Source organism: Paenibacillus sp. V4I3, from assembly GCF_030817215.1.
Lineage (GTDB): Bacteria > Bacillota > Bacilli > Paenibacillales > NBRC-103111 > Paenibacillus_E.
Map to the genome: position 1 here is coordinate 6,640,243 of NZ_JAUSZA010000001.1, position 12,552 is coordinate 6,652,794.

At 43.7% G+C, this 12,552-nt stretch carries 9 protein-coding genes; all 9 read right to left on the bottom strand.

Features of this window, described 5'->3' with window-relative positions:
• Nucleotides 1–200 precede the first annotated feature (200 nt).
• On the bottom strand, nucleotides 201–1,961 hold the full coding sequence (locus tag QFZ77_RS30605; protein ID WP_307445656.1) for a glycoside hydrolase family 2 protein: 1,761 nt from the start codon (nucleotides 1,959–1,961) through the stop codon (nucleotides 201–203).
• Between the two features lie 41 nt (nucleotides 1,962–2,002).
• Entirely contained in the window at nucleotides 2,003–4,324 is a 2,322-nt protein-coding gene (locus QFZ77_RS30610; protein WP_307445658.1) for a family 43 glycosylhydrolase, read from the bottom strand.
• Nucleotides 4,325–4,401: 77 nt separating this feature from the next.
• Complete coding sequence (locus tag QFZ77_RS30615; RefSeq protein WP_307445660.1) at nucleotides 4,402–5,433, bottom strand: acyltransferase family protein; 1,032 nt, start codon at nucleotides 5,431–5,433, stop codon at nucleotides 4,402–4,404.
• A gap of 3 nt (nucleotides 5,434–5,436) precedes the next feature.
• Entirely contained in the window at nucleotides 5,437–6,243 is an 807-nt protein-coding gene (locus tag QFZ77_RS30620; RefSeq protein ID WP_307445662.1) for a carbohydrate ABC transporter permease, read from the bottom strand.
• A 1-nt stretch (nucleotide 6,244) separates the two neighbouring features.
• Nucleotides 6,245–7,186, bottom strand: coding sequence for a carbohydrate ABC transporter permease (locus tag QFZ77_RS30625; protein WP_307445664.1), 942 nt, complete (start codon nucleotides 7,184–7,186; stop codon nucleotides 6,245–6,247).
• Nucleotides 7,187–7,265: 79 nt separating this feature from the next.
• On the bottom strand, nucleotides 7,266–8,600 hold the full coding sequence (locus QFZ77_RS30630) for a type 2 periplasmic-binding domain-containing protein (protein WP_307445666.1): 1,335 nt from the start codon (nucleotides 8,598–8,600) through the stop codon (nucleotides 7,266–7,268).
• Between the two features lie 222 nt (nucleotides 8,601–8,822).
• Nucleotides 8,823–9,752 (bottom strand): ArsR/SmtB family transcription factor, encoded by a 930-nt coding sequence (locus QFZ77_RS30635; protein WP_307445669.1) that lies wholly within the window; start codon nucleotides 9,750–9,752, stop codon nucleotides 8,823–8,825.
• A 140-nt stretch (nucleotides 9,753–9,892) separates the two neighbouring features.
• Nucleotides 9,893–10,873: a formylglycine-generating enzyme family protein gene (locus QFZ77_RS30640; RefSeq protein ID WP_307445672.1), complete on the bottom strand. Its 981-nt coding sequence runs from the start codon at nucleotides 10,871–10,873 to the stop codon at nucleotides 9,893–9,895.
• 21 nt (nucleotides 10,874–10,894) lie between these two features.
• Nucleotides 10,895–12,406, bottom strand: coding sequence for a sulfatase family protein (locus QFZ77_RS30645; protein WP_307445675.1), 1,512 nt, complete (start codon nucleotides 12,404–12,406; stop codon nucleotides 10,895–10,897).
• Between the last annotated feature and the right edge of the window lie 146 nt (nucleotides 12,407–12,552).

Sequence of the window (12,552 nt, forward strand, 5' to 3'; positions counted from 1 at the left end):
ACATTCCCTCTTTGTCCGTTCCGATGGGATCATGCAAGGACACGTCTTTGCGCGTTTTCTTCAATGAACGCAGATGCATAAGGACCTCGTTCTCGATTAGATCGCGTAATCGTTGGGATGTATGGAAGAGTGGTTGGGGCGGATATCTAGAAAAAAAAGAACATGGCTTCACAAACAAGCCGTGTCCTTCTTTTCAAACCTTATGCAAGATTAATTTCTTTTATCAGTTCGAGTGGTATCTTAGGCTTCCGATCCTCTGTAAGCAATCCGTTGACTTCCTGTTGAACATCGGTTATTTGGGTATAACAATATCCACTAATGTAATCCGTATCTTTAATCGCTTGTGTAATGCTCCTAAAACGCTCGATAAAGGCTTCCTCATTCTCAACCTGATTCCCATAGCCCCAGCCTTTCCCTGTATTAAAAGCAATACCTCCGAATTCAGTGATCATAATCGGTTGGCCACGATAGGCGTATCCTTGGGCCATGGCATATTTCCCGTTATTGAATGAGAATTCGTTGTTCAGGAGTCCATCTTTGTCAGTATAACGCTTTAAAAATGCAGAACCTTTCTCCTCATAATCATGTAATGTCAAGATGTCAGAAACGGTGTGTTCCCAGCCATCATTTACGATAACAGGCCGATGCGGGTCTAGTGATTTGGTCAAGTGATAGATGCTTTCCGTAAACTTTTGTTGTCTCAAGTTGGTGTAAATTTGTGCGATCCCCCATGATTCATTAAAAGGTACCCATGTCACGATACTAGGGTGATTGTACTGCTGGCGGACGATTTCCGTCCATTCCGATGTGAATGTATCAATCGCCTCATCGTTAAACTCAAAAGTTGCCGCCATTTCGGACCAGACCAGCACACCTTTCACATCACACCAGTAAAGGAACCGGGCATCTTCAATCTTCATATGCTTCCTTACCCCGTTATAACCCATAGCCAAGATTGCATCAATATCCTCAATCAACGCCTCCTCCGATGGCGGAGTCAAGTGACTGTCTGGCCAGTAGCCCTGATCAAGAATAAGACGTTGATATATCGGCGTATTGTTAAGGAGTACTTTTCCTTTTTCAATCGAAATTTTTCTCATCCCGAAGTAAGAGTATACATGATCAATGATGATGTCACCTTCATAAAGGATAAATTCCACATCATATAAGTTCGGGTTTTGCGGTGACCATGTTCGAACCTTCCAAGGCCCGTTCGCCTCATGTAATAAATTCATATCCAGTTGGAGCCACGGGCGATCGATAACGAGACTCGTTTGCTTAAGAACTTTGTCCTTCAAGCTAATCCGAGTTTCCAGACGGAGTTGTTTCGATTTGGCAGCCATGTGTGCCTGATAATCAAAGCGAACTGAATAATTATCGAGATCAGGCGTCATCTTAACAGATTTTATATACGAGGCCGCTACATACTCTACCCACACACTTTGCCAAATGCCTGTTGTCTGCACATAAAAGCACTCAAAATTATCATCAACCCAACGCTGCTTGCCTCTTGGCTGTGTGCAGCTTTGTGAGTCCTCCGCTTTCAACACGAGGGTATTGGTTTCGCCAAATAGAAGATGCGGTGTAATGTCAAAAGAAAAAGCAGCGTATCCCCCTTGATGTTGTCCGACCATGGTTCCGTTAACCCATAGCTTAGCTAAATAATCTACGGCCTGAAAATGAAGTATAACACGGTTCCCTTCTTGCTCCTTCGGGATACCCAAAGCACGCTCGTACCACACATTCGGATGAAACTTCTCTTCTCCAATACCACTCGCCTTCGTTTCGTATGTGAACGGAACTGTTATTTTGCGATCTCCGTTAAGCTGTTTATACCATTTTTCTATTTCTCCTACATTATCATCGTCAAAACGGAAATCCCATTCCCCGTTCAAATTGAGCCAAGAATCACGAACGAATTGCGGTCTAGGATAATCTTTGATATACATCTTAGTTGTCATAACTACACTCCTCTATCTTCTCTGTATTACAACTACGCATTTCACTTCGAAACTGAAACTTTATGAAAAATAATATCAGAATGGTTGGAAAGTAGACCGATTTTTCCATGTGTATAAGCTCTCGGATCCTGATAATCAAGAACAGGATCCGTTGATCCGTTCCAATATACACGTATTCGATTGCCGGTAACCTGAACTCTCATTCGATAGCTCGTATCTTTTTGAATCGTTAGTGGCACAGTTTTCAAAATCTCCTGTTTTCCGTAATTCACTTTTTTCAACGAAAGTCCGTCTTGGTTCACAGACGCATAATAACCTGTGAAGGCATCTTGCACTTGATGCGGATAGTAAGATTCATGAACAGATCTGATCAGCAAGCCTGCATCTCTTGTCGGTATCGCGGGGAAATGGAACTCCGCATCCATCCGGTAATCCGTCCAGTCTTCACTTCCCGCGAATGTTTTTATATATTCATGAGAGCGAGTTTCATAACCGCCATCTACAGGAATCCACATGCCCACCATACCTTTAGGCACATTGTCTATTGAAGAGAACGCTTCATCACCTGGATAGAACGTCATCGTCTTGAACGAAAGCGAACCTTGGACAACTTTGATTTTCAGGTTTACGTAGCCTTCTTTCAATGCCATACTCCCAATGCGGGTTCGTTCCCAAGTTTGATCAGCTTTGTTCCGCTTTGGTACGATAAACCGCTGCTTTTCTGCTCCAGCAGCTATTTCTATCGTTGTCTCCGCATCCGATGGAAGCATTTCCAAATCTATGCCGTAAGTTCCTGCCTGCTTCACCTGTATAGGGTACTGAAGCCAATCTCCAGCCTTCGGCAAAACAGCTGCCATACTGCCATCATCCGCTGCAATTCCTCGATGCTCATTGGCTAAGGAATCTGAATAGCCACGGATCTTATCTTTCAAATAATGTACCGCTTCGATACTCCCTGGGACAGGTTTGACGGTTTCATAATCACTGCTTCCACCCGCATCATTGCTATAAGCCGTGAACAACATAGCAGGAGCGGACTTCGATGCAGCAGCATAGATGTAACCAATCTTACCTCCGACACTCTCCATATCTACCTCTAGCTTATGCATATTGTCCCAATAAACCTGAATCTTGCCATCTACACTTGTTACTCGAATCGTATGCAGTTTTGTTAGGTCCGTTTCCTTTGGGATTTGAGCTTTACCCACAAGGACCATCTTACCCTCATTAACCCGCTGTACGATGAGCTCATGACTTTGCGAATCCACGTCCGTAAACATAAAATTTCGCTCATTCTCGTATGCAAATACAACGCCTAAATGGGAAGAGCTTTCGTCAGTCGACAATGCGTGGAAATTATACTCAGCTGTAAATGCCTGTTCCGTTGTAGAGTCGCTCACTACAATCGTTTTATCACGCAATTGCTCTTGTTTCCAACCAACCGTACTTCCGGGAACCACTTCTTTGGCCGAAAAGTCAGGCATTTTGGCAACAGGACGGGCCATCGCGAAGGTAGGACCGAGTAGAGACATACGATCCCCATTAAACTGCAAACGGTCGATATTCAGCTTGCGTACAGGCGGGCCTGACGTCGATGCGCCTACCAGATTGTGATACACCAAATAATAGGAATCCAGATCCGGTCCTAGAACAGTAGAACTGTGACCTAGTCCATTAAATTTATCGTCCGTGCTGATCACGAATGGATTGTTTTCCAGCGTCCGATACGGACCTAAGGGTCCTTGATCAGAAATCGAATATTGAATTCGATAACCTGTGCTGAAGACATGATTACCGGTATAGGTAATTAGGTATTTCCCTTCTCTTTTCCAGATCGATGAGCCCTCTGTCCAGTGCTGCAAATAGGCTTCCGGGATCAGCTTATCGGGGCCAAATGTATAAGGATCTGACATTTCGTTAGCCAAAATGCCTCGACCAGAAGCATGTGTAAAGTACCATTTCCCATCGTCATCAATAAATACAGAGCCATCGATCGACATCCCCAGATTATCCGTTTGGACCGTAAAAGGGCCTGTGGGACTCTGACTGCTGAGCACATAATGACCGCCGCCTCCCGGTGAGGTGTACATGTAGAAGTAACCGTTCCAGTAAACGACCTCCGGCGCATACGCCCCTTTTGTTATTAGCTCCTCAGTAACGAGTCCTTCCGGCTTCCAATTCATTAAATCCGCAGAACTCCACGCTTTTACTCCAATTTGATCATCCTGGGTGCTGCAGTACAAATAGTACATACCGTTGTAACGGAGAACGAATGGATCGCCAATCCCATAATCCTCCCACTCTTCAGCTAACTCCATTGGATTACTATAGGTGGGAACTTGACTCCATTGTTCGAGTTCCATTCTCTTAGGTCCCTCTCCCTGACATGAGGTTAGAAAAACCCCTAAACAGATCGTCACCATTACGCTCACAAACCTCTTCAATGATTTACACCTTCCGATTTCAAAGCGACCTTCGTATTGAATTTAGTACTTATCGTGATTCGAATGAAAAAGCTAATCAGCAGAAGAACACCCATATCAAACCAAAAGCCCTCCAGCGAGCTTAACAAAAGCTGCTCCTGATTGTGTTTTAAAGTAAAAATCATGATATTGCTCAGAAGCAGATAAAGCAGCACGTTTTGACCTAAGACTCGTAAAAAGCTCGTATATTTCATACTAGTAACCAGCATTTTCGCAGCTAGGTAGTACACATACAATAAGAAAGCGGAGCTTAAAATCCAATAGATGGATGGTGGAAATCGTTCAGGAAGCCCCTGTTTCGCTATTACGTACGTGATGAATATGCCAGAAGCAGCTAAGGAACCTACTATAAATTTCCAGTTCCACCCCAGCTTGTAGCGTGCGGCATACATCCCAATCAAGTAGTAGGGAAAATATTGCACTACGGGAAAAGAAGCAAACTTTCTTGTGCCAATCAATAGCCCTAACTGATTCACAGTCACTTTGTCATAAGGGAGATACGTAGTGATTAGCAGCAATAAAACGACCACCCAAAATTTGAACTTTCGCTCAACCAACCAAGTTAATGGCTTAAATAATACCAACCCGACCAACATGATAAGTGAAAAAGAAATCAGAAACTCCGACCAACCAGGAATATCCTGAAGTATCAGAATAGGCTTGATTGTACTCCAATTTAGGGGCTTTCGATCTAAGAACAATCGATAATAAGTACCTGAAATATAAAAAGCAATTAGCATTTTCAACGCGGTTGACAGCATTCTTCCGTATACTGCTTTGAACGGTTTATTGTAATAGGCTAATTGGCCAACGTAACCGAAACTAAATACGAAACCTGTAAACGTGACAATATTAACAACATCGATCACTCGTTGTGCTCCCGTAAAGACCATGGGATCGCTGAAAAACTGCAAAATATGACAGTACACCATCCCTATGACCAATAACCCTTTGAAGATGTCGATGCTGTAATCTCTTTCTTTATTCATGGATTACCCCTTTATACCCGAGAAGCTCAGACCTTTTACTATTTGCCGCTCGAAGAACAAGAACGCAACCATGACAGGAATAGATGCTACCGAGTTAATGGCCATAGGTCTTACATAATCTTCCGAGTACTGGGACATCAGGGTGGGAATCCCCATCGGCAGTGTAAACAATTCTTCTGAAGTAATCGCAATGAACGGCCATAGGAAGTTGTTCCATTGGGCAATAAACGTAAGAATTACAATGGAGGCCAAAGCAGGTTTAGCAAGCGGCATCACGATACTGGCGTAAACCCTTAACTTGCTTCCCCCATCCATCTCAGCGCTTTCCAGTAATTCATTGGGAACCGCGTCAAAAAAACTTTTCAGAACAACAACTGCGAATGGAGAGGCCACAGCCGGTAATATTAATCCTTGATAAGAATCTAACATCCCAAGTTCTTTCACAACCTGATAAAGCGGAATCAGAATCGCTTCGCCTGGGATTAATAGGCCAGCCAAGATCAAGACGAACATGAACTTTTGATATCGGAACTTGATTTTGGACAAGGCGAATGCGCTCAGAGAAGAAATTAACAGCGTAAGCGTTGTAACGGCAATAGCAACAACAAGAGAGTTGAACATCCACCTGACCAGAGAAGTTTCTTGAAAAATATACGCGTATGTCTCAAAGGTGTAAGGTGGTTTATACCAATCCAGCACACCTGTAATCTTCATACCTTCATCTTTAATAGAAACAATCAGCATCCATGAGATGGGAACAAGAAAAAATAGAGCAAGAAGCACCGATAAGGATAAGCGAAGAGCCCGCATCTTAGACCGCCTCCTTCTTCGCACTCATTTTCAATTGGGTCAACGACAAGACAAGGAGTATGGCAAATAGCGCATAGGACATGGTAGCTGCATAACCCATATGGTTGTTTTTGATTCCTTCCTCGTAAATATACTGAATAATTGGCCGTGTATCTGTACCCGGTCCACCCCGCGTAATAATGTAAATTTGCAAAAACACTTTATACGAAGCAATAATTTGAAGCAGTAATATCGTTTTTGTAATGGGACCTAGCAGTGGAAGCGTAATTCGAAAAAACATTTGTCTCTCCGATGCGCCATCGAGTCTCCCAGCTTCATAAATATCATCTGGAATATCCTGCATAGCCGATAAATACAAAATCATGTTAACCCCAACAGTCCACCACAGTGTAATGGCTGTAATGGCAATCCAAGCAAGGGATGATTCCGTCAACCAAAATATCTCTTGATCTACCGAAAGAATACCAACTAATTTAAGTAAATTATTCAGAAAGCCTGTGTAAGGCTGTATAACAAACAGACCTACATATGAAACGACAGAGACAGATAGGACACTTGGCAAGAAAAAGACACTGCGGAAAAATTTCTGAAGTCTCGTTTTTTGGTTGGCAATGACCGCGAGCAGTAAAGCAAATATAAGCATACTAGGCGTAGATAAGATAACAAAGTAAGTTGAGTTCCAGAGCGCTCGCCAAAAATTTGCATCCTGTACCATAGCGATATAATTATTAAGGCCAACAAAATCCATCTTTTTAATTAGCGTCCAGTCGTACAGACTCATCTGCAGCCCTTTGATCATCGGGAATATCGAAAACACGACGTATACGGCAAGAAAGGGCAAAAGAAATAGAAAAGCCAAGATGTCCAGCCGCCACTGCCTTGTTTTCGTTTGAGAACGCGCAGTGACCGATGTTTTATTCAAATCAACTTCATTTGTACGCATGCAGTATCGCACCTCTCTTTCTTGAAAATAACAAGCTTGAAGTATGATACTCCAAGCTTGTTATCCGGTTTAATGGCATTTATTTAGAGAGCAATGTTTTTAACTCACCATCAATCTTCTTAAACACAGCGTCCGATGGCGTTTTATTCAACCAAATTTCATCCAGATATTTTTTCAAAACATCATTCTTAGGCCATGTTTTGTCTGATACCTTAGGGAATACAACATCACCAGCTACACTTGCGTAGTCACTACGGTATTTCAGACCTTTGTATTCTGCTGTATCGAAAACAGTTTTGTTAGCAGGAATGTGACCTGCTTTTGCCCAAACTTGACCGCCTTTTTCAGCAACATAGTTGGCAAACGTCAATGCAGCTTCGCGCTTCTTAGGATCTTCCTTCGCGGTCACTGGCAAGATGATTGTGTGGGAATCTCCCCATGTTTTCGTATTTCCGAAGATATTAGGAATTGGCATAGCACCGAAATCAAGATCTTTGGTCGTTTCCCAAGTTCCTGTAGCCCACACACCTGTCATCATAATTGCGCCTTTGCCGCTTTGGAACGTTTTGTAAAAATCAGGGTCCTGCGGTTTAATTACTTTACTTGTATAATATAAGTCCTTAATATAGTTTGCAGCTTTAATCGCCTTATCCGTATCAATCGCAGGTGTCTTGCCGTCATCCGAAATAACGTCATTCCCGCCTTGTTGGGAATAGAGCGCCCACCATAATCGATATGGATCATCCGCATTATTAGAAAAAGCGAATGGCGTTACATCTTTAGGAAGCTTATCTTTCAGCGTTGTTAAGAATTTGACGAAGCCATCAGCACCTGTCTCCATTGTAGGTTTGCCATCAGCGCCCAGCAATCCAGCTGTTTGTAAATGCTTCTTATTGTAATACATGATGAACGGATGCGTATCGATCGGTACCGCATAATGCTTTCCATTTACTGTAGCGGAACTCAAAATATTGCTGTTATAGTTATCCCAGTTGAGATTAATGGCCTTACCAGTCGTATCTAGCTCAGATACAACCCCCGCCTTAATTAGCTCAGGTAATTTAGATGTATGGGAAATCCCGATATCCGGACCTTTACCGCCTGACACACCAGTCACGAGCTTGGTGTAATATTCTGCCCACTCCAACTTGACGTTCTTGATTGAAATATTGTCCTGCGATTTATTAAAAGAACTAATGATCTGATCCATGTATTCGCCATCGCCGCCCGCAAACAGCGTCCAGAATACAAGCTCTGTTTTCTTGCCCCCGGCACTTTCTGTTTTCGCCGTCTCTGCTGCTTTTTCAGTGGTGGCTGGAGTTGCGTTTGAACCACCGTTACTTGAGCAACCTGCCAATAGGGATACTAACATTGTGGCACCTAGCATTGACGTTAATACTTTTTTTGTTTTCAATTCAATCGCTCCCTTTTTAAATTGAAAGATACAAAACAATAATTTTGTATTATAACCATTTTTATGTATCTTATAAGAGAATAATAACGCTTACATAGCATTTTGTCAACGTTTATTTTAATATTATTGTATTAAAACGGCGTTTTCATTTCATTATTACATTATATTTGTACATAAAGAAAGGTCAACACAACATTATTGTTGGTATGACCTCATTTCCCATCATTTAACCGTATAGAACACTTTCATGACGATCCCTTGTTCATAATCCCCGAATTTGTTACCGAATAAGTTAATACCGCCCTTATGTGTTGCATCATCTTTCACGCCTAATCTTAAATCGATGAAGCTATTATTTCCAAGCACTAATTGATGCAAATTGACCGAAGACACTTGAACGTTATCAATTGCAGTCATGGTACCATCCACACTCAACGTTTTTAGCAATCCAAATTGGGTCGAAAATTCTTGCCACCATCCTGGATTTAACTTCCCTTTTCGCCCTCCGAAATCGCCAGGAGAGGTCCATGTCCCAACGTCAACCCCGTTCACCCAAAACGAAATATCAGATGGCCAGTTGTTATCATAATTTGGAGCTTCTGAGCAGATTTCAAAACTGAACTGGATCGATTGAATTTTAGCACCTTTCGGAAGTTCCAACGGAAAACGGTAATCAACGAATCCTTTGCGGAACCAGATGATTTGTGCAGAAAAGCGATCGGGATGAAAGAATCCGGCAGGCGAATCTTCCTGAATAATCATTTTCTCCGTATTGGCCATCCCACAGGTAGGCGACACCTGGCAATTCGTAAAGTATCCGATGGGCATTTCGATCTCATAGCAGTTTTTATCCGGCTGAACATGATAGAACTGTGAATTTAATATGATATGAATGTCATGGTAAGTTCGTGTACATACTTTCATAGCTCCGCGTGTCGCCGGCAACAGCTCAGTTTCAATGAGACGAGCCTTTTCTAATATCTTCACATTGGAAGCTGCCGTGGATACAGGAATCTGAAGTGCGTCAGCAATTTCATTAATATTCAACTTCTTTGTATTTAAAAGTTGGATGATGTTGACCCTTAAATCAGTGGATAATGCATGAGCCACAAGAACAAGCTCATCTGGATTTTCTATATTTAACTCTAGCATCGAATTCACTCCCGATTTTTTGTATGAATACATATATCATATAATAAATGATGATATACGTCCATGGATGCATATTCATGAAATAAAAAGCATAAAAAAAACCAGTCAGAACACTAGAATAAAGTGTTGACTGGCTTTTTTTAGTTCACCACGCAGCGGAAACCGATGTTTCCTGTAGAACTATCCGGCGTATTTTTGCTTCTTGCCGCTACCCGGTAGCGATTACAGTAAGACTTATGACATAGATAAGATCCCCCGCGAAGCACTCGGTTATCACCAGATGACGGACCGAGCGGGTTAACTTTAGTGCTATTCAGATGATATGTCGGGCTGAACCAATCCGCGCACCATTCCCACACGTTGCCAGATACGTTATACAACCCGTATCCGTTCGGCTCAAACGAATTCACCGGTGCCGTTCCTGCATACCCATCACTTTGATTGTTTTTATCCGGAAATTTCCCCTGCCAAATGTTACAGCGGTGAACACCTCCCGGCTTTAATTCGTCTCCCCATGGATATCGTTTCTGTTCCAGTCCGCCGCGAGCGGCATATTCCCACTCCGCTTCCGTTGGCAAACGCTTTCCCGCCCAGCGGCAGTAAGCCGTCGCGTCATTCCAGGAGACGTGGATAACCGGATGGTTCAGACGCTCTTCGATGCTGGACTCCGGCCCCTCTGGATGCCTCCAATCAGAGCCTTCCACTACCAACCACCAGGGTGTATGCTGCGCTTTGTTTTTCACCTTCGCGGCTGTTTCCGGAGAAACAAACAGATGGAACACAAACGACCAGCCAAATTTCTCCGCTTCAGTAACATACCCAGTAGCTTCGACGAAAGTATGAAATTCTGCATTCGTAACCGCAAACGGATCGATATAGAAGGAACTGATCTCTACTGTACGGATAGGTCCTTCGCCATCCGCAGGAAAGCCTTCCCCATCATCCGTTCCCATCAGAAAAGAGCCGCCCGGCAAATAAATCATGTTATCTTTGGACGTTCTAGCCGTTATATCCAACGCACCGGATTTCTGTTCAAGATTACCAAATTTCACCAAAGCCGTTTCTATCTGATTTCTTCCTGCACCGCAGCAGGATGGTTTGTAAGAAGTATGATCTGACATCCTCTGTGCCTCACTTTCTATTTAAGCGTGCCAAATGCGTGGCATGGGCATCGATTCTTTTCCCAACTCCGCCCAAGCGTATTTCAAGAGCAATTCGGATTTAAGTGCAGCGTACTGTGGCTCATCCCAAAGGTTCTTAAGCTCTCCGGGATCCTCTTGAAGGTCGAAAATTTCACCGTATGTTTGATTATAGTAAACAGTGATTTTATACCGTTCATCGACATACGTCTTCTGATGAATGGTCGTTGGCTCGTGCCGGAACTCGCAAACGGTATGATTTCTGGCCTCCGGTTGTGTACCCAACCAGACACCGCTTTGATCCACCCCTGTCATTACTGGAGGAATCGGAATACCGGAAAGCGATAGGAAGGTGGGCGCAAGGTCGACAAGCGATTGAATCGCCGGGGAAACGCGGCCTTTCGGGACGTGGGCGGGATAACGGACAATAAAGGGTAGCTTGATCAAATCTTCATAGTGAAAGCCGCCTTTGTACTGCAGCCCATGCTGACCAAAGAAGTGCCCATGGTCCGTCGTAAACACGACAATCGTGTTGTCTGCAAGACCAAGCTCATCCAGCTTATTGAGAATTTTGCCGATATATTTGTCCATACAGCTGATCATTCCGTAATAAGTCGCAACCAGTTTTTTACGTTCGTCCGGGGATTGCAGAGAATGAGATTGGTAGCCGTGAATCCCTTGGCCGGTTTCGCGCCATGCGGAGAAATCAGGATTCTCCTCCTGTGTCATCCGGAAGTGCGGCGGATTCCGGTCATGCTCTCCTGGGGTAACCGCCGGTATCGTAAGCTGGTCCGGATCATACATTGTATCCCAAGGCTCAGGCACGAGATAATCCGGATGCGGATCGAAGAAGCTTGACCATAGGAAAAATGGCTCGTTATTCTCCTTGTACTGCTCGAGCAGAGCATTTGACCGTTCAGCGATCCAAGTATTGTAGTGAAACTTTTCCGGTATCGGCCATTTGTGCATAATGCTTTTATCCATTGTACCGGTTGGGGGGAGAAAATAATCACGCCAATTCTTGCAGCCCTTCTCCTCCATCCAAATGGCATAATGCTGGCCTACATGCGCTTCATTTGTATGATTTCGGGCTAACTCCACATGGTCAAAGCCATAGAATGGCCCCGTAAATTTCCTCCATATATCCAAATCCTGGAGTAATGGGTATGCTTCAAGCGAAGGATACTCATCTGTACCGCGCAGGGGTTGAAAGTGAGCCTTACCGATCAAAGCTGTTTGATAACCGTTCTTGTTGAAATCCTCCCCTACGGTATGCCGATCTTCCAGCAGCTTGGTGCCGAGTGTCCACGCCCCGTGTTGACTCGGATACATGCCGGTAATGATCGACGATCGGGTCGGAGTACAGGTCGGATTCGGACAATATGCTCTCGTAAATGTCGTCCCATCCCTAACCAATCGATCCAGATTAGGGGTATGGATTTCCTCGTTAAACGCTCCTATTGTATTCCAATGCTGCTGGTCGCTGGTGATTAGCAGAATGTTGGGTCTGGTCACAAACTTCAGCTCCTTTAACTATCCATATATTTCTTTGTAAACATCCTATACTAAACTTCACGATCTGAAAATAACAAGATGATTTGCTGACTGGTACGGTAAAAGTATGACAAGACAAATCACCTTCTCCTGTGCCAGATAGGCCA